Origin of the sequence: Variovorax paradoxus NBRC 15149 (assembly GCF_001591365.1) — a bacterium.
In the GTDB taxonomy this organism is placed as follows: Bacteria; Pseudomonadota; Gammaproteobacteria; order Burkholderiales; family Burkholderiaceae_C; genus Variovorax; species Variovorax paradoxus.
In genome coordinates this window covers 541,725-564,273 of the sequence record NZ_BCUT01000007.1, presented here as the reverse complement: position 1 = coordinate 564,273, position 22,549 = coordinate 541,725, and the positions used below count along the sequence as shown (strand labels likewise).

The 22,549-nt window shown below is 68.4% G+C and carries 20 protein-coding genes; 11 read left to right on the top strand and 9 right to left on the bottom strand.

Going from position 1 to position 22,549, the window contains the following annotated elements:
* The first annotated feature begins 12 nt into the window (after positions 1-12).
* Positions 13-1,065 (top strand): P1 family peptidase, encoded by a 1,053-nt coding sequence (locus VPA02S_RS28225; RefSeq protein WP_018904546.1) that lies wholly within the window; start codon positions 13-15, stop codon positions 1,063-1,065.
* A 19-nt stretch (positions 1,066-1,084) separates the two neighbouring features.
* Positions 1,085-1,906 (top strand): M55 family metallopeptidase, encoded by an 822-nt coding sequence (locus tag VPA02S_RS28220; protein ID WP_018904547.1) that lies wholly within the window; start codon positions 1,085-1,087, stop codon positions 1,904-1,906.
* 614 nt (positions 1,907-2,520) lie between these two features.
* Here the strand turns inward: VPA02S_RS28220 and VPA02S_RS28215 are convergent.
* From VPA02S_RS28215 to VPA02S_RS28205, 3 genes are all read right to left on the bottom strand, one after another.
* Complete coding sequence (locus VPA02S_RS28215; protein ID WP_018904548.1) at positions 2,521-4,035, bottom strand: tripartite tricarboxylate transporter permease; 1,515 nt, start codon at positions 4,033-4,035, stop codon at positions 2,521-2,523.
* 1 nt (position 4,036) lies between these two features.
* Positions 4,037-4,573: a tripartite tricarboxylate transporter TctB family protein gene (locus tag VPA02S_RS28210; protein ID WP_012748110.1), complete on the bottom strand. Its 537-nt coding sequence runs from the start codon at positions 4,571-4,573 to the stop codon at positions 4,037-4,039.
* Positions 4,574-4,752: 179 nt separating this feature from the next.
* The gene (locus tag VPA02S_RS28205) at positions 4,753-5,712 is read right to left on the bottom strand and encodes a Bug family tripartite tricarboxylate transporter substrate binding protein (RefSeq protein WP_012748111.1); all 960 of its coding nucleotides are present in this window, start codon (positions 5,710-5,712) and stop codon (positions 4,753-4,755) included.
* A gap of 127 nt (positions 5,713-5,839) precedes the next feature.
* Here VPA02S_RS28205 and VPA02S_RS28200 point away from each other — a divergent pair, with 127 nt between their 5' ends.
* From VPA02S_RS28200 to VPA02S_RS28185, 4 genes are read left to right on the top strand one after another with little or no spacing between them, the layout of a single operon-like run.
* Complete coding sequence (locus tag VPA02S_RS28200) at positions 5,840-6,520, top strand: response regulator transcription factor (protein ID WP_012748112.1); 681 nt, start codon at positions 5,840-5,842, stop codon at positions 6,518-6,520.
* Positions 6,517-7,938 (top strand): sensor histidine kinase, encoded by a 1,422-nt coding sequence (locus VPA02S_RS28195; RefSeq protein ID WP_018904549.1) that lies wholly within the window; start codon positions 6,517-6,519, stop codon positions 7,936-7,938. The genes VPA02S_RS28200 and VPA02S_RS28195 overlap by 4 nt, the downstream gene beginning before the upstream one ends.
* A gap of 4 nt (positions 7,939-7,942) precedes the next feature.
* On the top strand, positions 7,943-8,377 hold the full coding sequence (locus VPA02S_RS28190; RefSeq protein ID WP_018904550.1) for an RNA-binding S4 domain-containing protein: 435 nt from the start codon (positions 7,943-7,945) through the stop codon (positions 8,375-8,377).
* Positions 8,378-8,426: 49 nt separating this feature from the next.
* Entirely contained in the window at positions 8,427-9,233 is an 807-nt protein-coding gene (locus VPA02S_RS28185; protein WP_012748114.1) for a PPK2 family polyphosphate kinase, read from the top strand.
* Between the two features lie 18 nt (positions 9,234-9,251).
* Here VPA02S_RS28185 and VPA02S_RS28180 read toward each other — a convergent pair whose 3' ends face one another.
* A complete protein-coding gene (locus tag VPA02S_RS28180) occupies positions 9,252-9,923 on the bottom strand; it encodes a hypothetical protein (RefSeq protein WP_018904551.1) in 672 nt (223 codons plus the stop codon).
* A 139-nt stretch (positions 9,924-10,062) separates the two neighbouring features.
* Positions 10,063-11,175 carry a substrate-binding domain-containing protein gene (locus VPA02S_RS28175; RefSeq protein WP_012748116.1) on the bottom strand — a complete coding sequence of 371 codons (1,113 nt, stop codon included), beginning with the start codon at positions 11,173-11,175 and terminating at the stop codon, positions 10,063-10,065.
* Between the two features lie 123 nt (positions 11,176-11,298).
* On the opposite strand from VPA02S_RS28175, the gene VPA02S_RS28170 reads away from it, so the two are divergent.
* Genes VPA02S_RS28170 through VPA02S_RS28150 form a run of 5 tightly spaced genes read left to right on the top strand, consistent with a single transcriptional unit; the run spans position 11,299 to position 17,284 of the window.
* Positions 11,299-11,763: a formate dehydrogenase subunit gamma gene (locus tag VPA02S_RS28170; RefSeq protein WP_018904552.1), complete on the top strand. Its 465-nt coding sequence runs from the start codon at positions 11,299-11,301 to the stop codon at positions 11,761-11,763.
* A complete protein-coding gene (locus tag VPA02S_RS28165) occupies positions 11,760-13,319 on the top strand; it encodes a formate dehydrogenase beta subunit (RefSeq protein WP_018904553.1) in 1,560 nt (519 codons plus the stop codon). The genes VPA02S_RS28170 and VPA02S_RS28165 overlap by 4 nt, the downstream gene beginning before the upstream one ends.
* Positions 13,320-13,341: 22 nt before the next feature.
* The gene (gene fdhF, locus VPA02S_RS28160; RefSeq protein ID WP_018904554.1) at positions 13,342-16,215 is read left to right on the top strand and encodes a formate dehydrogenase subunit alpha; all 2,874 of its coding nucleotides are present in this window, start codon (positions 13,342-13,344) and stop codon (positions 16,213-16,215) included.
* Positions 16,212-17,048, top strand: coding sequence for a formate dehydrogenase accessory sulfurtransferase FdhD (gene fdhD, locus VPA02S_RS28155; RefSeq protein ID WP_018904555.1), 837 nt, complete (start codon positions 16,212-16,214; stop codon positions 17,046-17,048). Before fdhF ends, fdhD begins: the two co-directional genes overlap by 4 nt.
* Before the next feature lie 11 nt (positions 17,049-17,059).
* The gene (locus tag VPA02S_RS28150) at positions 17,060-17,284 is read left to right on the top strand and encodes a formate dehydrogenase subunit delta (protein ID WP_012748121.1); all 225 of its coding nucleotides are present in this window, start codon (positions 17,060-17,062) and stop codon (positions 17,282-17,284) included.
* Positions 17,285-17,300: 16 nt separating this feature from the next.
* Here the strand turns inward: VPA02S_RS28150 and fba are convergent, their stop codons facing one another.
* Genes fba through VPA02S_RS28130 form a run of 4 tightly spaced genes read right to left on the bottom strand, consistent with a single transcriptional unit; the run spans position 17,301 to position 22,508 of the window.
* Positions 17,301-18,317, bottom strand: coding sequence for a class II fructose-bisphosphate aldolase (fba, locus tag VPA02S_RS28145; RefSeq protein WP_018904556.1), 1,017 nt, complete (start codon positions 18,315-18,317; stop codon positions 17,301-17,303).
* A 39-nt stretch (positions 18,318-18,356) separates the two neighbouring features.
* Positions 18,357-19,538, bottom strand: coding sequence for a phosphoglycerate kinase (locus VPA02S_RS28140; protein ID WP_062366820.1), 1,182 nt, complete (start codon positions 19,536-19,538; stop codon positions 18,357-18,359).
* On the bottom strand, positions 19,535-21,574 hold the full coding sequence (tkt, locus tag VPA02S_RS28135; RefSeq protein WP_018904558.1) for a transketolase: 2,040 nt from the start codon (positions 21,572-21,574) through the stop codon (positions 19,535-19,537). The genes VPA02S_RS28140 and tkt overlap by 4 nt, the downstream gene beginning before the upstream one ends.
* Positions 21,575-21,629: 55 nt before the next feature.
* Positions 21,630-22,508: a phosphoribulokinase gene (locus tag VPA02S_RS28130; RefSeq protein ID WP_012748125.1), complete on the bottom strand. Its 879-nt coding sequence runs from the start codon at positions 22,506-22,508 to the stop codon at positions 21,630-21,632.
* Positions 22,509-22,549: the final 41 nt, after the last annotated feature.

Here is a 22,549-nt window from a genome sequence, read left to right as displayed (position 1 = left end):
CCCATTCATTCGATGCCAGCGAACTCCCTGCCCTACATCGGCACCCTGCTGCAAGGCGCGCGCAACGCCATCACCGACGTCGAAGGCGTCACGGTCGGCCACCAGACGCTCGATGACGGCAGCGTGCAGACCGGCGTGACGGTGATCCGACCGCATGCGGGCGATCCGTTCCGCGACAAGGTACCGGCCGCCGCCGTGGTGCTCAACGGCTTCGGCAAGAGCGTGGGGCTGGTGCAGCTCGCCGAGCTCGGCGTGCTGGAGACGCCGATTGCGCTGACCAACACGTTTTCGGTCGGCACGGTGGCCACGGCGCAGATCCGCCATTGCATAGCGGCCAACCCCGAGAGCGGCCGGTCGCTGCCGACGGTGAATCCGCTGGTCTTCGAGTGCAACGACGGTTTTCTGAACGACATCCAGCGGCTGGCCGTGACCGAGGCGGACTACCTGCGCGCGCTCGAGAGCGCCGGCTCCGACTTCGCGCAGGGCTCGGTCGGCGCGGGGCGCGGCATGTCGAGCTTCCAGCTCAAGGGCGGCATCGGCAGCGCCTCGCGGCGCGTCTCGGCGCCAGGGGGCGAATTGCACACCGTGGGCACGCTGGTGCTCGCGAACTACGGGCGCCAGCCGCAGCTGGTGCTGGCCGGGCATCCGGTCGGCGAGCGGCTGGCCGCGCACGGCACGCGCGAATCCAGGGAGCCCGAGAAGGGCTCGATCATCATCGTCGTCGCCACCGATGCACCGCTCGATGCGCGCCAGCTGCGCCGCCTCGCGCTGCGCGCGGGCGCGGGGCTGGCGCGCACCGGCTCGGTCTTCGGCCATGGCAGCGGCGACATCGTGCTGGCCTTCTCGACCGCCTACACCGTGCCCGACCGCGTCGATCGCCCGATGCCGGCCATCGCGATGGTGCACGACGGATTGCTCGACGGCCTCTTCCAGGCCGCGGCCGACAGCACCGAGCAGGCGATCCTGCATGCCCTCTGGCGCGCCACGGCCGTGACAGGCCGCGATGGCAATCACCGGGCAGCGCTGTCGGAACTGCTGCCGCCCTCTTCCCTTTCTTCTCTTTAGCGCAACCGCATTCCCTCCCATGAAAGTCCTGATCTCCACCGACATCGAAGGCGTTGCGGGCGTCTACCACCACGAGCAGGCGCGGCCCGGCAACCCCGAGTACGAACGCGCCCGCCTGCTGATGGCGCACGAGGCCAGCGCAGCCGTTGCCGGCGCCTTCGAGGCCGGCGCCACCGAGGTGCTGGTCAACGATTCGCACGGCGGCTTTCGCAACATGCCGCCCGACGTGCTCGATGCGCGCGCCCGCGTGGTGCAGGGCAAGCCGCGCTACCTGAGCATGGTGGCCGGCGTGGAGGAAGAAGGCGTGGACGCCGTCTGCATGGTGGGCTACCACTCGCGCGCGCAGGGACGCGGCATCCTCGCCCACACCATCAACAGCTTTGCCTTTGCCGGCATCCGGCTCGGCGAGCAGGAACTGGGCGAGGCCGGGCTCTACGGCGCACTGGCCGGCGAATATGGCGTGCCGGTGGTGATGGCCAGCGGGGACGACGTGTTCATCGCCGAGAACCGGGCGCTTTTTCCGCATGCGACCTTCGTGCAGACCAAGCGTGCCACGGGGTTCAACAGCGGGGTGTCGCTGTCACCCGAGCAGTCGCGCGCCGCCATCCGGGCGGGTGTGGCCGAGGCGCTGGCTGCACGCGGTAATGCGAGGCCGCTGGTGTTCAAGGGTCCGCAGGTGGTCACACTGCGCACGCAGTCGCCGATGATGGCGGATCTGTTCTGCCAATGGCCGTCGTTCGAGCGCGTCGACGGTGTCACGTTGCGGTTTTCCGCCGAGACGGTGGAAGCGGCTGTGCGGATGCTGAACTGCTGTTCGGCGATGTCTTCTATGTTGCGTTGAGTTGAGTTTTTTTGAGGACGGGGGCCGGGTCTCGCCCCGGCGGGCGACTCACTTTCTTTTGCTTCGCCAAAAGAAAGTAAGCAAAGAAAAGGCGACCCTGCTGTCTGCGTCCCTCCGCTTCGCTGCGGGCAACCTGCGGTGCTCGATTGCGGCGGGGGTCCGCAGAACTCGCTCCACTGCGTTGCGCTCAGGCAGCTGCGGCCCTGATCCCGCCTCCATCTGCGCTCCTCGGCGCATACAGAAGGGGTGGGAGCGGGCGGCCTTCGCTTCGCTCGGCCCCAATATCCAACAGCCAATACCAACAGCCAATTCCAACCACCGCGGCGCGCAGCGCCGCGGTGGCTTGGTGGCCGAGCGAAGCAAAGGCCTGTGTGGTTCCCAAGCCCCTCTGTATGCGCCGAGGAGCGCAGCGTTTCGCGGATCAGGGCCGCAGCTGTCCGAGCGAAGCGAGTTCTGCGGACCCCGCGAAACGCGAGCACCGCAGGTTGCCCGTAGCGCAGCGAAGGGTCGCAGACAGTGGGGTCGCCTTTTCTTTGCTTACTTTCTTTTGGCGAAGCAAAAGAAAGTAAGTCGCCCGCCGGGGCGAGACCCGGCCCCGGGAAAAAACAGCACCCTTAGGCCGCCAGCCTGGCCAACTTGCGCTCACTCATCCGCTTCGCAACCCGCGGCAACACCAGCACAGCCACAATGACAACCACAAGCGTGATCGACATCGGCCGCTGGAAGAACACCACGGCACTGCCCTCCCCGATGGACATCGCGTTGCGCAGCTGCGCTTCGGCCAGCGGCCCGAGGATCATGCCCACCACCACGGGAGCGGTCGGGAAGTCGAAGCGCCGCATCGCCACGCCGAGCAGGCCGATGCCGTAGAGCAGGAACAGGTCGAATGCGCTCTGGCGCATGCCATAGGCACCCACCGTCGCAAAGATCAGGATGCCGGCGTAGAGCTGCGGCTTGGGAATCTTCAGCAGCTTGACCCACAGGCCCACCATCGGCAGGTTCAGCACCAGCAGCATCACGTTGCCGATGTAGAGCGAGGCGATCAGCGCCCACACCAGCGCGGCCGACGTGGTGAACAGCTGCGGCCCCGGCTGGATGCCGTAGTTCTGGAACGCGCCCAGCAAGATGGCGGTGGTGTTCGACGTGGGAATGCCGAGCGTGAGCAGCGGGATCAGCGCCGCGGTCACCGTGGCGTTGTTGGCCGCTTCGGGGCCGGCCACGCCTTCGATGGCGCCGGTGGTGCCGAACTCGGCCTTGGCGTCGGCATCCTTGGCCAGCTTCTTTTCCGTCGCATAGCTCAGGAAGGTCGGAATCTCGGTGCCGCCCGCGGGAATGCAGCCGAACGGCGTGCCGATGGCGGTGCCGCGCAGCCATGCCGGAATCGAGCGCTTCCAGTCGCGCTTGCTCATGTGCACGCGGGTCAGCTTGTTCTGGGCCTCGACCACCTTGCCCTCGTAGAGCACGGCGTACAGCACTTCGGCCACCGCGAACAGGCCCACGGCCACCAGCACGATCTCGATGCCGTCGAGCAGTTCGGGCACACCGCCGGTGTAGCGGCCCTGGCCCGAGATCTGGTCGAGCCCGACGCAGCCGGCCGCCAGGCCGATGAACAGCGCCGTCATGCCGCGCAGCGTGCTCTTGCCGAGCACCGCGCTCACGGTGGTGAAGGCCAGCAGCATCAGCAGGAAGTACTCGGGCGGCCCGAGCTTCACGGCGAACTCGGCCACGAACGGCGCGAACAGCGTGACGATCACGGTGGCGATGGTGCCGGCCACGAAGGAGCCGATGGCGGCGGTGGCCAGCGCTGCGCCCGCCCTGCCGCTCTTGGCCATCTTGTTGCCTTCCATCGCCGTCACCATGCTGGCGGTTTCGCCGGGCGTGTTGAGCAGGATGGACGTGGTCGAGCCGCCGTACATGGCGCCGTAGTAGATGCCCGAGAAGAAGATCATCGAGGCCGTGATGTCGACCTTGCCGGTGATCGGCAGCAGCATGGCCACCGCCACGGCCGGGCCGATGCCCGGCAGCACGCCGACGGCCGTGCCCAGGGCGCAGCCCACCAGGCACCAGAGAAGATTGACGGGGGTGATCGCCGCGGCGAAACCCATCATGAGTGCGTTGAAAATGTCCATGTCAGATCCAGCCGGTGGTCGTGAGGCCCGGCAGGTTGATGGCCAGGAACTTGGTGAACATCCAGAACACGGGCGCCGAGATGAGCGCGCCGGTCACAAGGTCGATGGCCCAGGTGCGCGGCTGGTTGGCCGAGGGATGGCCGCTCGCGCGGCGCAGGCCCTGCACCGCCAGCACGTAGCACAGCGTGCAGCTCAGGATGAAGCCCAGCATGGTGATCAGCGCCGCATTGAGCAGCAGGCCGGCCGACACCCAGACGAAGCCCGGCCAGTAGGCATGCTCCGCGCCCGAGGGTGCGTCGAGCTCGCGAAAGCCGCCGGTGCGCGCTTCCCAGAGAATCCAGGCGCCGCACAGCGTGAGCACGCCCGACACCAGCCAGGGCAGGAAGTTGGGCCCGACGCCGCCGTAGCCGGCCTCGGAAGAAATGCCGATGGCGCCGAAAGCCAGCGCCAAGCCGGTCAGCAGCACGCCGGCCCCGACCAATGTTTGCGGCCACGTGGCCGCAGCTTGCGGCGAGACCGAGGATTCTGGAGTTGTCATTTTTTGCTCCCGCAGTCAGGGAAAGGAACGGGGACTCGCTGAAAGCCCCCACTACTCGAAAGAGCCCCCATCCCCTGCCAGGAACACCGAGGAACCGGCTCCGCCGGGCCTCTGGTGTTGCCCCCGGTAGGGGGTTGGCGTAGCGACACGAAGTGCGCGAAGACTGGGGGCGAGCGAAATCAGATCATCCCGGACTTGGCCATGATCGCGCGCAGGCTCGCGAAGTCGTCGTCGACGAACTTGGCAAAGGCGTCGCCCGACAGCACGGCCGGCGTCCAGTCGTTCTTCTTGAGCGATTCGGCCCACGACGGGCTCTTGAGCGCGGCCAGCACCATGTCGGTCAGCGCCTTGCGCTGCTCGGCGCTGATGCCGGGGGCGCCATACACGCCGCGCCAGTTGCCGATCTCCACGTCGATGCCCTGCTCCTTGAGCGTGGGCACGTTGATGCCCGGCAGGCGCTGGGCCGAGGTGACCGCAATGGGCTTCATCTTGCCGGCGGCGATGTACTCGGCGAACTCGCTGTAGCCGCTGCCGCCGACGGTGACGTTGCCGCCCAGGATGGCGGCCGTGGCTTCGCCGCCGCCGCGGAAGGCCACGTAGTTGATCTTGGACGGATCGGCGCCGACCTTCTGCGCGATCATGGCCGCGGCAATGTGCTCGGTGGAACCGCGCGAACCGCCGCCCCACTTGACGCTGCCCGGGTCCTTCTTGAGCTGCTCGACCACGTCCTTCATGGTCTTGAAGGGCGAATTGGCCGGCAGCACGAACACGTTGTATTCGGTGGTCAGGCGCGCAATTGGCGTGGCCTGCGAGAGGTTGACCGGCGGCTTGCCGGTGATGATGCCGCCGAGCATGACGGAGCCCATGACCATGAGCGCGTTCGGATCGCCCTTGGAGCCGTTCACGAACTGGGCCAGGCCCAGCGCGCCGGCGGCGCCGCCCTTGTTGTCGTAGGTGACCGTGTCGGCCTGCTTGGATTCGGTCATTGCCTTGCCCAGCGCGCGGCCCGTGGTATCCCAGCCGCCGCCCGGGTTGGCTGGAATCATCATCTTGACGTTGGCTGCGGCGCGTGCCGACAACGGCAGGGCTCCGGCGGCGGCCAGCGCGGCCAATGACTTCAAAAAGGTGTCGCGACGCATCGTTGTCTCCTGAGAACTAAAGAAAACCTGACTTGGACCTGAGCCGCTATCATGCGCCGCCCTGCTGTCAGTTGGCTGTCCACCGGACTGGGGAAAACACCGAAGTACCATTCCCCCACCACACCCCATGAAGCTGCTGCTGGTCGAAGACGATCCCTCGATGCAGGTCACCCTGCAGCGCGCCCTCGCCCGCAGCAGGATCGACGTGCGCATCTGCGGCGACGGCGCCCTGGCCGTCGAACAATGGCGCGCCCTGGAGCCCGACGTGGTGGCGCTCGACCTGAGCCTGCCCAACCTCGACGGCCTGCAGGTGCTGGCCCAGGCGCGCGCCGCGGGGCTGCGCACGCCGGTGCTGCTGCTCACGGCCCGCGGCACGGTCGGCGACCGCATCATGGGCCTGAACGCCGGCGCCGACGACTACCTGCCCAAGCCCTTCGATCTCGACGAGCTGGAAGCACGCATCCGCGCACTGCGCCGGCGCCACCAGAACGCCGGTGCCGACGCGGTCCTGAACCCGCAGGAGGTGGGCGGGCTGCGCTTCGACCCCGAAAGCGGCGCCATCTACCACCGCGCCGGCATCCTGGAGCTCACGCCGCGCGAGCTGGCGCTGCTCAAGGCGCTGATGATGAAGCCCGGCCACGCGGTGAGCAAGGAGCGGCTCTTCGAGCTCGTGTTCCCGGGTGAGACCGACGTGCAGTACGAGGCCATCGAGGTGGTGGTGTATCGCCTGCGCAAGAAGCTCGCGGGCACCGGCGCGGCGCTGATGACGCTGCGCGGACTGGGCTACCTGCTGCGCGCCGAGCCATGAAGAGGGCCTTGTCGCTGCGCGCGAGGCTGCTGCTGGGCATTCTCGCGCCGGTGGCGCTGTTCATCGTGATCAACAGCGTGAGCCTGTACCGCCAGAGCCTGGCCGCGGCCACCACGGCCTACGACCGCACGCTGCTCGCGTCGGCCAAGACCATCGGCGAGCAGCTCGACGTGGAAGGCTACGACGAGAACGCGCGGCTGCGCGCCATCGTGCCCTATTCGGCGCTCGAGGCCTTCGAGGCCGACAACCGCAGCCGCCTTTTCTATCGCGTCTCCGCGCTCGACGGCGAGATGGTCTCGGGCTTTGCCGAGTTGCCGTTCTGGCGCGGCCGCATCCCCGACCGCGGGGCCTATGCGGCACTGGTCGACTTCTACGACGCGCGCTTTCGCGACCAGCCGGTGCGCATGGCGGTGTTGTTGCAGCCCGTGGCCAGCGGCCGCGGCCGCGGCATGGCCGTGGTGCAGGTGGCCGAAACCCTGGAGCTGCGCGAAACGCTGGTGCGCAAGCTGCTGGTCGACATGCTGTGGCGCCAGCTGCTGCTGATGGGCGTGATCGCGCTGGTGACCGTGCTGGTGGTGCAGCGCGCCACGCGGCCGGTGCGCGAGCTCGGCGAAGCCATCGAGAAGCGCGCGGCCGACGACTTTTCCCCGATCGACGCGCCCGACGCGCCGCGCGAACTGCGCCCGCTGGTCGACGCCACCACCGAGGTCATGGGCCGGCTGCAGCGGCTGCTCGACCACCAGAAGCGCTTCGTGCGCGACAGTGCCCATCAGCTGCGCACGCCGCTCGCGGTGCTCAAGGCGCAGGTGCAATCGGCGCGGCGCGGCGACGTGCCGCCCGAGCAGGCGCTGGGCGAGATCAGCCAGACCGTGGAGCGCGCCACCACGCTGGCCAACCAGATGCTGTCGCTCGCCAAGGTCGAGCAGCTGCGCCAGCGGCCGGAATCGATGCCGCTGGAGCTTGGCGAGGTGGTGCGCCAGATTGCGCTCGACCTGTCGCCGCTGATCGCCGACAAGGCGCTGGACTTCGAACTGGCCATCGACGGGCCCGTGACGGTGCGCGCGCACCAATGGATGCTGCAGGAGCTCACGCGCAACCTGCTGCACAACGCCATCAAGCAGAGCCCGCGCGGCGGCGCCCTTTTGGTGATGGTGCGCTCGGACGGCCCAGAAGCCGTGCTGACGGTGCGCGACCAGGGGCCCGGCATTGCGGCCGAACTGCGCCAGCGCCTGTTCGCGCCATTTTCCGCCGGCGACACCGCCAGCGGCTCGGGGCTGGGCCTGGCCATCTGCCGCGAGATCGTGCTCGCCCTCGGCGGGCGCATCAGCCTGGACAACCGCAGCGCGCAGGAAAATTCCGCACAGGTGATCGGCCTCGATGCTGTCGTGCGGCTGCCTCTCTTCCACCACAATGCCTGAACCTATGGATCGCCTGCGCATCGACAAATGGCTCTGGGCCGCCCGCTTCTTCAAGACGCGCTCGCTGGCCGCGGACGAAATCGGCAAGAACCGGGTGCAGGTCAACGGCGACATCGCCAAGGCCTCGCGCGAGGTCAAGCCCGGCGACACGGTGGCCATCCGCCTGGGCGCCGTGACGCGAACCGTCACGGTGCGCGGCCTGAGCGGCCAGCGCGGACCGGCGCCGGTGGCGCAGCAGCTCTACGAAGAAACGCCCGAGAGCATTGCGGCGCAGGCGGCCATGCGCGAGCAGCGCCGCATGGGCAGCGAACCGGCGCTGGCCATCGAGCAGGGCCGGCCCACCAAGCGCGACCGGCGCGAGCTCGACGGCGCCGCGCGGCATGCCGAATGGGACAGCCGCTGGAGCGCTTCCATCGACCCGGACGAGAGCGAACGCTGACCCGGCGCTGATCGCGTACGCTGCGTGCTTTTGCACGGAGTCCGGATTCATGGCCAGCTTCAAGAAATACCGCGTCGACAGCAAGTTCAAACTTTCGCAGGTGGACCCCGGCGAATCTCCGTTCCTGGACGGCAACGAAGCCGACCAGCTCGCCGAGATCGACGCCCTGGCCATCGAGCTCGACGAAATGCAGAACCTGCTGCACGCCGAGGGCCGCCGCAAGGTCCTGCTGGTGCTGCAGGGCATGGACACCAGCGGCAAGGACGGCACCGTCCGCTGGGTCTTCTCGCGCACTTCGCCGCTGGGCGTGCGCGTCACCGCCTTCAAGGCGCCCAGCGACGACGAGCGCGCGCACGACTATCTCTGGCGCTGCCATGCGGTGGTGCCGCGCAGCGGCGAGATCGCGGTATGGAACCGCAGCCACTATGAAGACGTATTGGTGCCCGTGGTCGAAGGCTGGATCGACAAGGCCGAGACCCAGCGGCGCTATGCGCAGATCAACGATTTCGAGCGCCTGCTCGTCGAGACCGGCACGGTGATCGTCAAGTGCATGCTGCACATCGACAAGGACACGCAGCGCGAACGCCTGCAGGCGCGCATCGACACGCCCGGCAAGCAATGGAAGTTCAATGTGGGCGACCTCGAGGTGCGCACCAAGTGGAGCGCCTACCAGCAGGCCTACGACAAGGCGCTGCGCGCCACCTCGACCGAGCACGCGCCCTGGTACGTGATACCGGCCAACAACAAGCGGCACCGCAACCTGATGATCGCGCGGCTCCTGATGAAGATCCTGCGGCAGATGAAGCTCAAGGCACCGCCCGCCGACCCCGCCCTCAAGGGCATGCTCATCAAGTGACGAGCGGCGCCCGCGCCGTCAGGAGGAGCGCCGGACGGCCGACTGGCCCAGCACGCGGCACTTGCCGAATTCGCAGCGCACGGCCCAGGCCGTGCCGTTCGAGCACGGCACGCTGTATGACTCGTAGCCCGGGCCCTTGGCCGTGAGCTCGGCGCGCGGCTGGATGCTGCACTGCCCGGCCTTGGCAAGCACTTCGGCGTTGTAGGTGTCGACCCCGGTCCGGCGTGGCGCCAGCACCACTTCCGGATTGAAGGCATGGCCGTAGAAGGTGTCGCGTACGTTCGGGTCGAGGTTGCGATAGCCGCGCTTGGCCATGCAGTGCACCACGGCGATCTGCTGGTGCTCGGCAATCAGCTCCGCGCTGGGCCGGTAGGACATGTCGATCACCGCGGCCGAAATGCCGGTGTACGAGGCCGCGGCCACGATGCCCTGCCCGTGCACCGTGATCAGGCCCAGGCCCAGGGCGAGCCACATGGCGTCGCCGGTCTCGCTGCGCGCGGTGATCCGCATTGCCGCCGTGCGGCAATCGGCCACGTCGCTGTCGTAGCGGGCCCGGTCCACGCCTTCCATGGCGACCATGGGCACGTACGACAGCCCGGTTCCGGTGCCGGGTTGCGTCGGTGTGGGCGGCGTGCTGACGCACCCTGCCAACGCAACAACGGCGCACACGATGCTCAGCAGCAGCTTCATGGAGATCCCTCGTCCTCTTTCGCGATAGTTCGGGCGATTTAACCATACAGATGGTTACTTTTGAGCCTGATTTGTCGCGAAGTTGCGACGAACGCGTTGCTGAGTGCTTTTGGCTGACAGCGAAAGAGCGACCCTGCTGTCAGGACCGCGTGGCCGTGCGGCGCTTGCCGGCCGGCGCGGGGCGAAGCGACTCGAAGGCCTCGGGCAGCGACAGCACGCGGCCGCAGTTCACCGCCTGGTAGCCCGGCAGCCGGTTCACGGCGCTCTGGTAGGCCTCGCTCTGCAGGATGTCCAGCATCCGCCGCACGATGGGTGCGGCGAGCGAGCGCTCCTCGCACAGCAGGAAGTAGCGCTCCACCTGGTTGGAGATGAAGTCCAGCTTGAACTGGCGCGCCGGCGTTTCCACGCCGTAGCCCGCGTCGGCCATGCCGCTGGCCACGAAGGCCGCCACGGCCGCATGCGTGAACTCGCATTGCTCGTAGCCCTTGATGGCCTCGGGCGCGATGCCCTGCTCGCGCAGCTGCAGGTCGAACAGGTAGCGCGTGCCCGAGCCCGCCTGCCGGTTGATGAAGCGGACATCGGAACGCGCCAGGTCGGCCGGCGTGTAGATCTTCTTCGGGTTGCCGGGCGCCACCATCAGGCCCTGGTGCCGCGTCGCCATGCCGATGACCTTCTGCGTATCGGCATTGAGCCAGGGCCCGTAGTGCGCGACGGCTTCGGCCTCGAACGCGCCCAGCGGCACATGGAAGCCCGCGACGTCGCAGCTGCCGTGGTGCAGCGAGGCCACGGCCTCCTCGCTGCCGCAGTAGCGCAGATCGCCCGGCACCTGCGCCGCGGCCAGGAAGCCATGCAGCGCCTCGATCGCGAAGCCATGGCTCGCGTGGATGCGCAGCAGCGTGGGCGCGGTGGGAATCAGCTTCTCGATTTCCGCGCCCAGCTCGGAGGCCAGCGAATCCAGCAGCGGCGACAGCCGCGCGGTGATGCGGCGGTCGGCCCACACCAGCTTTTCGCCAAGCGGCGTGAGGCTGGAACCCTTGCCGCGCTGCATCACCACCAGCGGCTGGCCGAACATGGCTTCGCCCTGTCGGATCAGCTCCCAGGCATGGCGGTAGGACACGCCGGACGCGGTGCAGGCGCTCGAAAGGCTGCCGTGCTCCAGCACCTGCACCAGCAGCTCGATCACCCGCGGCGCCAGTGCCGCGCCGTCGGTCTGGCGGATGGTCCATTGCGGCCTGATGTGCACTTCATGCATGAGTTTCGGCTTTCCAAAGCATATTTATTGGGCTGAACGCTTCATATTGTGGCATTCGATGCCTCTCCATAGACTCGCGCCACCACGAGTACTGCAGCTCCAACTTTAGGAGATTCAAGGCATATGAACAATCTGGGCATCGCGGCATCCATCGCCGCCGCGCACAAGGACACGCCGGGCGGGCTGCTTCCTGCGCTCCACGGCATCCAGGACGCGCTGGGGCATGTTCCGCCCGACGCGGTCCCGCTCATCGCCGAGCAGTTCAACCTGTCGCGCGCCGAGGTGCATGGCGTGGTGAGCTATTACCACCACTTCCGCTCGGCCCCGGCGGGCCGGCTGCTGGTGCAGGTCTGCCGCGCCGAGGCCTGCAAGGCGATGGGCGCGGACGCGCTGCTCGCGCATGCCGAGCAACGCCTGGGCTGCGGCGTGCACGGCACCTCGGCCGACGGCCAGTGCTCGCTGGAGCCGGTGTTCTGCCTCGGCCTGTGCGCCTCGTCGCCCGCCATCGCGGTGAACGGCGAGGTGCATGCGCGCATCACGCCGGCGCTGTTCGACGACATCGCGCGGCAAGCACGGAGCGCCTCATGACCACCGCCATCATCTATGTCCCGCGCGACTCCGCGGCGCTGGCGGTCGGCGCCGACCGGGTGGCTCGGCAGATCGAAGCGCAAGCCCGTGCGCGCAACGCCGACGTGCGCATCGTGCGCAACGGCTCGCGCGGCCTGTTCTGGCTGGAGACGCTGGTCGAGGTGGCCACGCCGCAAGGCCGCGTGGCTTACGGCCCGGTCACGGGTGCCGACGTGGCGGGCCTGTTCGATGCCGGCTTTCTTTCGGGCGGCGCCCATGCGTTGAACCTGGGCCTGACCGAAGAGATTGCGTACCTGAAGAAGCAGGAGCGCCTGACCTTCGCGCGCATGGGCGTGACCGACCCGGTGTCCGTGGCCGACTACGAGGCGCACGAAGGCTTCGCGGGACTGCGCCGCGCGCTCACCCTCGCACCGGCCGAAATCGCGCAGCAGGTGCTCGACTCCGGACTGCGCGGCCGCGGCGGCGCCGCATTCCCGGCCGGCATCAAATGGAAGACCGTGCTGGCCGCGGAGGCGCCGCAGAAATACATCGTCTGCAATGCCGACGAAGGCGACTCGGGCACCTTCTCGGACCGCATGACGATGGAAGGCGATCCGCTGATGCTGGTGGAAGGCATGGCCATCGCGGGCATTGCAACGGGCGCGACCGAAGGCTACATCTACGTTCGCTCGGAATACCCGCATGCCATTGCCACGCTGGGCGAGGCCATCCGCAACGCGGAGCAGGCGGGCTTCCTGGGCGACGACATCCTGGGCTCGGGCCACGCCTTCCGACTGACCGTGCGCAAGGCGGCCGGCGCCTACGTGTGCGGCGAGGAAACCGCGCTGCTCGAAAGCCTGGAAGGCCGCCGCGGCATCGTGCGCGCCAAGCCGCCGCTGCCGGCGCTGCAGGGCCTGTTCGGCCAGCCGACCGTGATCAACAACGTGATCACGCTGGCGTCGGTGCCCCTCATCCTGGCGCGCGGCGCGGACTTCTACAAGCACCACGGCATGGGCCGTTCGCGCGGCACGCTGCCGTTCCAGCTGGCCGGCAACATCCGGCACGGCGGCCTGGTCGAGAAGGCCTTCGGCCTGAGCCTGCGCGAGCTGCTCTACGACTTCGGCGGCGGCAGCGCGAGCGGCCGGCCGATCAAGGCGGTGCAGGTGGGCGGTCCGCTGGGCGCCTACGTGCCCGAATCGCAGTGGGACCTGCCGCTGGACTACGAGGCCTATGCGGCCGTGGGCGCGGTGGTCGGGCACGGCGGCATCGTGGTGCACGACGACACGGCCGACATGTCGCAGCTGGCGCGCTACGCGATGGAGTTCTGCGCGATCGAGTCCTGCGGCAAGTGCACGCCCTGCCGCATCGGCTCCACGCGCGGCGTGGAAGTGATCGACAAGATCACGAGCAACCAGAACCGGCCGCAGCAGGTCATTCTGCTGCGCGACCTGTGCGACACCATGCTGCACGGCTCGCTCTGCGCGATGGGTGGCATGACGCCCTACCCCGTGCTCTCGGCCATCAATCACTACCCGGAGGACTTCGGCATCGAAGCCCCCGACCGCGCCGCAGCCTGACCGAACAGAGAGGAGACACCCCATGCTGAACCCATCGCAAGACATCGACCACGGCACGCCGCGCCGCGAGTCCACCGAGGAAGTCACGCTCGAGATCGACGGCATGCCGGTGACGGTGGCCAAGGGCACCTCGCTGATGCGCGCCGCGGTCGATGCGGGCGTGCAGGTGCCCAAGCTGTGCGCAACCGACAGCCTGGAGCCCTTCGGCTCCTGCCGGCTCTGCCTGGTGGAGATCGACGGGCGCAAGGGCTATCCGGCGTCGTGCACCACGCCGGCCGAAGCCGGCATGAAGGTGCGCACGCAAAGCCCGAGGCTGCAGGAACTGCGCAAGGGCGTGATGGAGCTCTACATCTCCGACCATCCGCTGGACTGCCTCACCTGCGCCGCCAACGGCGACTGCGAACTGCAGGACATGGCCGGCGTCACGGGCCTGCGCAACGTGCGCTATGGCTACGACGGCGCCAACCACCTGAAGAGCGCCAAGGACGAGTCCAACCCCTACTTCACCTACGACCCGTCCAAGTGCATCGTCTGCAACCGCTGCGTGCGCGCGTGCGAAGAAACGCAGGGCACCTTCGCGCTCACCATCAGCGGCCGCGGCTTCGAGTCGCGCGTGTCGCCAGGCCAGGACCAGCCCTTCATGGAATCCGAATGCGTGAGCTGCGGCGCCTGCGTGCAGGCCTGTCCCACCGCCACGCTGCAGGAAAAATCGGTGATCTGGCTGGGCCAGGCCGAGCACAGCGCCATCACCACCTGCGCCTATTGCGGCGTGGGCTGCGGCTTCAAGGCCGAGATGAAGGGCAACGAAGTGGTGCGCATGGTGCCCTGGAAGGACGGCAAGGCCAACGAAGGCCACTCGTGCGTCAAGGGCCGCTTCGCCTGGGGCTACGCCACCCACAAGGACCGCGTGCTCAAGCCCATGATCCGCAGCAAGATCACCGATCCGTGGCGGGAAGTGAGCTGGGACGAAGCCGTCAACTATGCCGCCAGCGAGTTCCGCCGCATCCAGGCCAAGTACGGCACCGATTCCATCGGCGGCCTGGTGTCCTCGCGCTGCACCAACGAAGAGGGCTACCTGGTGCAGAAGCTGGTGCGCGCCGCCTTCGGCAACAACAACGTCGACACCTGCGCGCGCGTGTGCCATTCGCCCACCGGCTACGGACTGAAGCAGACCATGGGCGAATCGGCCGGCACGCAGACCTTCAAGTCGGTCGAGAAGTCGGACGTGATCATGGTGATCGGCGCCAATCCGTCCGACGGCCACCCGGTGTTCGCGTCGCGCATGAAAAGGCGCCTGCGCGCCGGCGCCCGGCTGATCGTGATCGACCCGCGCACCATCGACCTGGTGAAGTCGCCGCACGTCAAGGCCGACCACCACCTCAAGCTCAGGCCCGGCACCAACGTGGCGGTGATCAGCGCCATGGCGCATGTGATCGTGACCGAAGGCCTGGTCGACGAGGCCTTCGTGGCCGAGCGCTGCGAGCCCAAGTCGTTCAACGAGTGGCGCGAATTCGTCGCGCGACCGGCCAACTCGCCCGAGGCCATGGAAGCCGTGACCGGCGTGCCGGCCGCCGAGCTGCGCGCCGCCGCGCGGCTCTTTGCCAAGGGCCATGACGGCAAGCGCAATGCCGCCATCTACTACGGCCTGGGCGTGACCGAGCACAGCCAGGGCTCGACCATGGTGATGGGCATCGCCAACCTGGCCATGGCCACCGGCAACGTGGGCCGCGAAGGCGTGGGCGTGAATCCGCTGCGCGGCCAGAACAACGTGCAGGGTTCCTGCGACATGGGCTCGTTCCCGCACGAGCTGCCGGGCTACCGCCATGTGTCGGACAGCACCGCGCGCGGCAGCTTCGAAGACGCCTGGGGCGTGGCGCTGCGGGCCGAGCCGGGGCTGCGCATTCCCAACATGTTCGATGCCGCCATCACCGGCAGCTTCAAGGGCCTGTACTGCGAAGGCGAGGACGTGGTCCAGTCGGACCCCAACACCCAGCACGTGGCCGAGGCGATGATGGCCATGGAATGCATCGTGGTGCAGGACCTGTTCCTGAACGAAACCGCCAAGTACGCGCACGTGTTCCTGCCGGGCGCGTCGTTCCTCGAAAAAGACGGCACCTTCACCAACGCCGAGCGCCGCATCTCGCGCGTCACCAAGGTCATGCCGCCCAAGGCCGGCTATGCCGACTGGGAGGTGACGCAGCTGCTCTCCAACGCGCTGGGCTACCCCATGAACTACGCGAGCGCCGAGGAGATCATGGACGAGATCGCCGCGCTCACGCCCACCTTCACGGGCGTGAGCTACGCCAAGCTCGCGAAGCTGGGCAGCGTGCAGTGGCCCTGCAACGAGGCCGCGCCGGAAGGCACGCCGACCATGCACATCGGCGAGTTCGTGCGCGGCAAGGGCAAGTTCATCATCACCCAGTACGTGCCGACCGACGAGAAGGTCACGCGCATGTACCCGCTGATCCTGACCACCGGGCGCATCCTGTCGCAGTACAACGTGGGCGCGCAGACGCGCCGCACCGACAACAACCAGTGGCACAGCGAGGACCGGCTCGAAATCCATCCGGCCGACGCCGAGGACCGCGGCATTGCCGAGGGCGACTGGGTCGGCATCCGGAGCCGCGCGGGCGAAACCGTGCTGCGCGCCACCATCACCGAGCGCGTGCAGCCGGGCGTGGTCTACACCACCTTCCACTTCCCCGAATCGGGCGCCAACGTGATCACCACCGACAACTCCGACTGGGCCACCAACTGTCCCGAGTTCAAGGTGACCGCGGTGCAGGTGATGCCGGTGATGCAGCCTTCCGAATGGCAGCAGGAATACAGCCGGTTCAACGCGCTGCAGGAAGAGCTGCTGAGCAAGCGTATCGAAGAAACGGCGGCCGCCAAGTGAACCTGTCCGACGTACCGCTGCGCCCCGGAAGCGCGGAACTTCTGCCCGTGCGCGGCGTGCGCGCGCTCCAGGCCTTCGACAACCGCGACTGGGTGGCCGTGGAGGTGCCGGTCGCGCTGGAGTTCAACGGCATTGCGCACGCCGTGATGCTTGCAACGCCCACCGACCTCGCCGACTTCGCGCTGGGCTTCGCGCTCAGCGAGGGCATCCTGCTCGGGCGCAATGAGCTCTACGGCGTCGAGGAAGCGTACGCGCCCGAGGGCATCACCCTCAAGCTCGACGTGGCGAGCGCGGCCTTCGCGCGGCTGAAGGCGCGCCGCCGCTCGATGGCCGGACGCACGGGCTGCGGCCTGTGCGGCACGGAGAGCCTGGCGCATGTCACGCGTGCGCTGCCGCCGCTGCCCGAGGGCCCGGCGCTTTCGACCCGCGCTGTCGCGCGCGGCATGCGGGAGCTCGCATCGATGCAGGTGCTGCAGAAGGTCACCGGCGCCGTGCACGCGGCGGCCTGGTGCAGCGCCGAGGGCGAGGCCCTGCTGGTGCGCGAGGACGTCGGCCGCCACAACGCGCTCGACAAGCTCGTCGGCGCGCTCGCGAGAAGCACCGTGCCCGCCTCCACCGGCTTCATCGCGGTGACCAGCCGCGCGAGTTTCGAGATGGTGCAGAAAACCGTCGCCGCCGGCGTGCCGCTGCTGGCCGCCGTATCGGCCTCGACCTCGCTGGCCACGGCCATTGCAGAAGACGCGGGCCTGACGCTGGCAGGCTTCGTGCGCGGCGACGACCTGGTCATCTACACCCACCCGTGGCGGCTCAACGGCCTGCCCGCCAACGCCTGAGGTTTTCTGCAATGCACGTCGACCAGCTGATCCGCATGGTGAACCAGATGGGCAGCTTCTTCGAAGCCATGCCCGACCGCAGCGAAGCCCTGCATGACCTCGCGCTGCACCTGAAGCGCTTCTGGGAACCGCGCATGCGGCGCGAGCTGCTGGCGCACCTGGATGCCGGCGGACCGGGCGAGCTGAACCCCGTTTCGGCCGAGGCGATCCGCGTGCACCGGGCGCTGCTCGAATAGCAGCGCCGCACCGCGCTTACTGCAGCGCCGCCGGCTTGATCCGCGATGCCATGCCGGCGGTGCCGAAGGCCTGGAAGCGGTCGATGCAGACGTCGCGCGCGGCCGCGGTCGCCTCTTTGAGGAACTTGCGCGGATCGAATTCGCTGCGGTCCTGGCCCATCGCTCGGCGCATGGCACCGGTCATCGCCAGCCGGATGTCGGTGTCGATGTTGACCTTGCGCACGCCATGGCGGATGCCCTCCTGGATCTCCTCCACCGGCACGCCGTAGGTTTCCTTGATGTCGCCGCCAAAGTCGCGGATCACGGCCAGCCATTCCTGCGGCACCGACGAGGAGCCGTGCATCACGAGGTGCGTCTTCGGAATGCGCGCATGGATCTCCTTGATGCGGTCGATCGCAAGGATGTCGCCGGTCGGCTTGCGGCTGAACTTGTAGGCGCCGTGCGAGGTGCCGATGGCAATGGCCAGCGCATCCACGCCGGTGCGCGAGACGAAGTCGACCGCCTGCTGCGGATCGGTCAGCAGCTGGTCGTGCGTCAGCACGCCCTCGGCGCCGCTGCCGTCTTCCTCGCCCGCCATGCCCGACTCGAGCGAGCCGAGGCAGCCCAGCTCGCCCTCGACCGAGACGCCGACCGCATGCGCCATCTCCACCACGCGGCTCGTCACACCCACGTTGTAGTCATAACTCGCAGGCGTTTTCGCGTCTTCCATCAGCGAGCCGTCCATCATCACGCTGGTGAAGCCCGAGCGGATGGCCTGCATGCACATCGACGGGCTCGCGCCGTGGTCCTGGTGCATCACGATCGGGATCTCGGGGTACATCTCGGCGGCGGCCTCGACCATCTTGCGCAGGAAGGCTTCGCCCGCGTACTTGCGCGCACCGGCCGAGGCCTGCAGGATGACCGGGCTGTCGGTCTTGCGCGCGGCCTGCATGATGGCCTGGATCTGCTCCAGGTTGTTGACGTTGAACGCCGGCACGCCGTACTGGTGCTCGGCGGCGTGGTCCAGCAATTGGCGCAGCGAAATCATGGCCATGGGAAGCTCCTGTGGATGTGAAAAATCGGTAATGGGGCGTCAATGCCGCCGGTCCTGGAGCGCTTTGACCGCCGGCAGGCTCTTGCCTTCGAGGAATTCGAGGAAGGCGCCGCCCGCCGTCGAGACGTAGTCGATGCACTCCTCCACCTCGAACTGGTTGATGGCGGCCACGGTGTCGCCGCCGCCCGCGAGCGAGAACGCGTCCATGCGCGCGATCGCGTGGGCCAGCGTGCGCGTGCCGTGCGAGAACTGCTCGATCTCGAACACGCCGAGCGGGCCGTTCCAGACGATGGTCTTGCACTGGCCGAGCATCGCGACGAGCCGCGCCACCGAGTCCGGGCCGAAGTCGAGGATCATGTCGTCGGGCGCCACGTCGGCCACGGCCTTCACGGTTGCCGTCGCGTTTGGGGAGAACTCGGTGGCCGTGACCACGTCGGTCGGCATGAAAAGCTGTGCGCCCCGCGCCGCGAGCGCCGCGGCCACGGCGCGCGCGGTGTCCACCATCTCGGGCTCGCACAGCGATCGGCCGATCGGATGGCCCGCCGCGAGCAGGAAGGTGTTGGCCATGCCGCCGCCCACCACCAGCCACTCGACCTGCGCGGCGAGCGATTCGAGGATCGACAGCTTGGTCGACACCTTGGCGCCGCCGACGATCGCGGCCAGCGGCCGCGCGGGATTCGCGAGCGCACGGCCGAGCGCGTTGAGTTCCGACGCCATCAGCGGCCCGGCGCAGGCAATGGGCGCGAGTCGGGCCAGCGCCTCGGTGGTGGCCTCGGCGCGGTGCGCGGTGCCGAAGGCATCGTTCACGTACACGTCACAGAGGGCCGCCATGCGCCGCGCCAGGGCTTCGGCATTGGCCTTCTCGCCGACGTTCGCGCGGCAGTTCTCGAGCAGCGCCACCTGGCCGGGCGCCACGTCGAAGGGGCGGTCGATCCAGTCGCTGACCAACGCCACCGGCGCGCCCAGCAGCTCGCCGAGCCGCTTCGCCACCGGCGCCAGCGATTCGCCGGGTGCAAGCCGGCCTTCCTTCGGGCGGCCCAGGTGCGAGGCGACCATCACGCGCGCCCCTTGCGACAGCGCATGGCGGATGCCGCCCAGGCTCGCGCGGATGCGCGTGTCGTCGCTGATGCGGCCCGAGGCATCGAGCGGCACGTTGAGGTCGCAGCGGATGAACACGCGCTGCCCGCGCAGGTCGATCTGGTCGAGCGTGTTGAAGCTCATGCGGCCTCTTTCACGTTGGCCAGCGCGGCGTTCGCGAGCAGGCGGCGGGCGCGCTCGGCCACCACTTCGGCCGTGAGGCCGAACAGCTTGAAGAGCTCGCCGGCCGGCGCCGATTCGCCGAAGCGGTCGAGCCCGACCACGTCGCCGTATTCGCCGACGAACTTCCACCACAGGCCCGTGCTGCCGGCTTCCACCGCCACGCGCGGCAGGTGGCGCGGAATGACCGCGTGGCGCCACTCGGCGTCCTGGCGTTCGAACACGTCCATGCACGGCACGGACACCACGCGCGCCTCGATACCCTCCTGCGCCAGCAGGGCCGCGGCGGCAAGCGCCACGCCCACTTCGGAGCCGCTCGCCAGCAGGCAGACGCACTCGGCCTCCGGGCGGCGCAGCACATAGGCACCGCGCGCGATCGACTCGATGCGCTCTTCGCCGTCGCCCGCATGCGGCAGCGCCTGGCGCGTCAGCAGCAGGCAGTTCGGCCCGTCGACGCGGCGCAGGGCCTGGCGCCAGGCCACGGCCGTCTCGGTGGCATCGGCGGGGCGCCAGACATCGACATCGGGAATCAGCCGCAGGCTCGAGGCATGCTCCACCGGCTGGTGCGTCGGGCCGTCCTCGCCGAGCCCGATGGAGTCGTGCGTGAAGACGTAGATGACCGGCAGCTTCATCAGTGCCGACATGCGCACGCCGTTGCGCGCGTAGTCGGAAAAAGTCAGGAAGGTGCCGCCGAAGGGACGGAAGCCGCCATGCAGCGCGAGCCCGTTCATGATGGCCGCCATGCCGAACTCGCGCACGCCGTAGTGCACGTGGTTGCCGGTGCCGGTGCCCTTGAGCGCGCGGTGGCCCTTCCAGTCGGTGAGGTTCGATCCCGTGAGGTCGGCCGAGCCGCCGATCAATTCGGGCATCGCGGGGCCGACCTCGTCGAGCACCTGCTGCGAGGCCTTGCGCGTGGCGACCGAGGCCTTGCGCTGTTCCGCGCCCGACGCGGCCGATGCCAAGGCCGCCTCGGCCTTCGCAGTGAGCGGCGCATCGGTGCGGTGGCGCCGCAGCAGCTCGCGTGCGAGCGCCGGATGTTCCTGTGCGTAGGCGGCAAAGCGCTCCTGCCAAGCCTTGTGCAGCGCGGCGCCCGATTCGCGCGCCGACCAGGCCTCTGCAACATCCGCCGGCACCTCGAAGGGCGCGGCGCTCCAGCCGAGCGCCTGCCGCGTCAGCGCGATCTCGGTCTCGCCCAATGCCTCGCCGTGTGCCTTGGCGGTGCCGGCGCGGTTCGGCGATCCCTGCCCGATGCGCGTCTTGCAGCACACCAGCACCGGGCGGTCGGCGGCCGTGGCGCGTTCGATGGCTGCGTCGAGCGCCGGGGCGTCATGGCCGTCGACGTCGCGCAGCACGGTCCAGCCGTAGGCTTCAAAGCGGCCCGGCGTGTCGTCGCTGAACCAGCCGCCGACCTCGCCGTCGATCGAGATGCCGTTGTCGTCGTAGAACGCCACCAGCTTTTTCAGGCGCCAGGTGCCCGCGAGCGAGCAGGCCTCGTGGCTGATGCCCTCCATCAGGCAGCCGTCGCCCAGGAACACATAGGTGCGGTGGTCGATCACCTCGTGGCCGGGGCGGTTGAATTCCTCGGCCAGCAGCTTCTCGGCCAGCGCCATGCCCACCGCATTGCTGATGCCCTGCCCCAGCGGCCCGGTGGTGGTCTCCACGCCGGGCGTGACGCCGACCTCGGGGTGGCCCGGCGTGCGCGAATGCAATTGGCGGAAGCGCCGCAGCTCCTCCATCGGCAGCGCATAGCCGCTCAGGTGCAGCAGCGCATACAGCAGCATCGAGCCGTGGCCGTTGGAAACGACGAAGCGGTCGCGGTTCATCCAGCGCGGATCGGCCGGGTCGTGCCGCAGGCGGTGCCGCCACAAGGCCTCGGCGATGTCGGCCATGCCCATCGGCATGCCCGGGTGGCCCGAGTTGGCGGCTTGCACCGCGTCCATGGCCAGCGCGCGGATGGCGTTGGCGCACTGCGTGCGCAAGGCGAGGTTGTCGATCGTCATGCGAAGGTCCGGTTGGTTTCGTTTGTGTGAGAGATGCGGTCGAGACGCTCGCGCGCTAGATTGCGTAGGACTTCTTGCGCCGCTCCATGAGGCGCAGGATCATCGGCGTGAAGATCAGCTGCATCGCGAGCTCCATCTTTCCGCCCGGCACCACCAGCGTGTTGGCACGCGACATGAAGGAGTCGTGCAGCATGCTCAGCAGGTACGGAAAGTCGAAGCCCGTCGGGTTGGCGAAGCGGATCACCACCAGGCTTTCGTCCGGGCTCGGGATGGTGCGCGCAATGAACGGGTCGGAGGTGTCGACCACCGGCACGCGCTGGAAGTTGATGTGGGTGCGCGTGAACTGCGGGCAGATGTAGTGCACGTACTCGTTCATGCGGCGCAGGATCACGTCGGTCACGGCCTCGGTCGAATAGCCGCGCGTGTTCTTGTCGCGGTGCAGCTTCTGGATCCACTCGAGGTTGATCACCGGCACCACGCCGATCAGCAGGTCGACGTGGCGCGCGATGTCGACCTTCTCGGTGGTCACGCCGCCATGCAGGCCTTCATAGAAAAGCAGCTCGCTGTCGGGCAGCGTTTCCCACGGCGTGAAGGTGCCGGGCTCCTGCTTGTAGGGCGCCGCCTCCACCGCGTCGTGCAGGTACTTGCGGCTCTGGCCGACGCCCGCTTCGCCGTAGTCGCGGAACAGCGCCTCGAGCTCGGCAAACAGGTTCGCGTCTTCGCCGAAGTGGCTGAAGTTGCGGTTGCCGGCGGCCTCGGCCTCGGCCATGGCCACCTTCATGGAATTGCGGTCGTAGCGGTGGAAGCTGTCGCCCTCCACGATGGCCGCCTTGACGCTCTCGCGGCGGAAGATGTTCTCGAAGGTCCGCGTGACGGACGTGGTGCCCGCGCCGGACGAACCGGTGATGGCAACGATGGGATGTTTGGCTGACATGGTGGCCTCGGGGAGATGAAGAAATCGTGCGGGCGGCAGGG

Bases quoted from the DNA above. Each gene is read 5' to 3' on its own strand.
- VPA02S_RS28225 (WP_018904546.1), top strand. From the start codon at position 13: ATGCCAGCGAACTCCCTGCCCTACATCGGCACCCTGCTGCAAGGCGCG.
- VPA02S_RS28220 (WP_018904547.1), top strand. From the start codon at position 1,085: ATGAAAGTCCTGATCTCCACCGACATCGAAGGCGTTGCGGGCGTCTAC.
- VPA02S_RS28215 (WP_018904548.1), bottom strand. From the start codon at position 4,035: ATGGACATTTTCAACGCACTCATGATGGGTTTCGCCGCGGCGATCACC.
- VPA02S_RS28210 (WP_012748110.1), bottom strand. From the start codon at position 4,573: ATGACAACTCCAGAATCCTCGGTCTCGCCGCAAGCTGCGGCCACGTGG.
- VPA02S_RS28205 (WP_012748111.1), bottom strand. From the start codon at position 5,712: ATGCGTCGCGACACCTTTTTGAAGTCATTGGCCGCGCTGGCCGCCGCC.
- VPA02S_RS28200 (WP_012748112.1), top strand. From the start codon at position 5,840: ATGAAGCTGCTGCTGGTCGAAGACGATCCCTCGATGCAGGTCACCCTG.
- VPA02S_RS28195 (WP_018904549.1), top strand. From the start codon at position 6,517: ATGAAGAGGGCCTTGTCGCTGCGCGCGAGGCTGCTGCTGGGCATTCTC.
- VPA02S_RS28190 (WP_018904550.1), top strand. From the start codon at position 7,943: ATGGATCGCCTGCGCATCGACAAATGGCTCTGGGCCGCCCGCTTCTTC.
- VPA02S_RS28185 (WP_012748114.1), top strand. From the start codon at position 8,427: ATGGCCAGCTTCAAGAAATACCGCGTCGACAGCAAGTTCAAACTTTCG.
- VPA02S_RS28180 (WP_018904551.1), bottom strand. From the start codon at position 9,923: ATGAAGCTGCTGCTGAGCATCGTGTGCGCCGTTGTTGCGTTGGCAGGG.
- VPA02S_RS28175 (WP_012748116.1), bottom strand. From the start codon at position 11,175: ATGCATGAAGTGCACATCAGGCCGCAATGGACCATCCGCCAGACCGAC.
- VPA02S_RS28170 (WP_018904552.1), top strand. From the start codon at position 11,299: ATGAACAATCTGGGCATCGCGGCATCCATCGCCGCCGCGCACAAGGAC.
- VPA02S_RS28165 (WP_018904553.1), top strand. From the start codon at position 11,760: ATGACCACCGCCATCATCTATGTCCCGCGCGACTCCGCGGCGCTGGCG.
- fdhF (WP_018904554.1), top strand. From the start codon at position 13,342: ATGCTGAACCCATCGCAAGACATCGACCACGGCACGCCGCGCCGCGAG.
- VPA02S_RS28150 (WP_012748121.1), top strand. From the start codon at position 17,060: ATGCACGTCGACCAGCTGATCCGCATGGTGAACCAGATGGGCAGCTTC.
- fba (WP_018904556.1), bottom strand. From the start codon at position 18,317: ATGGCCATGATTTCGCTGCGCCAATTGCTGGACCACGCCGCCGAGCAC.
- VPA02S_RS28140 (WP_062366820.1), bottom strand. From the start codon at position 19,538: ATGAGCTTCAACACGCTCGACCAGATCGACCTGCGCGGGCAGCGCGTG.
- tkt (WP_018904558.1), bottom strand. From the start codon at position 21,574: ATGACGATCGACAACCTCGCCTTGCGCACGCAGTGCGCCAACGCCATC.
- VPA02S_RS28130 (WP_012748125.1), bottom strand. From the start codon at position 22,508: ATGTCAGCCAAACATCCCATCGTTGCCATCACCGGTTCGTCCGGCGCG.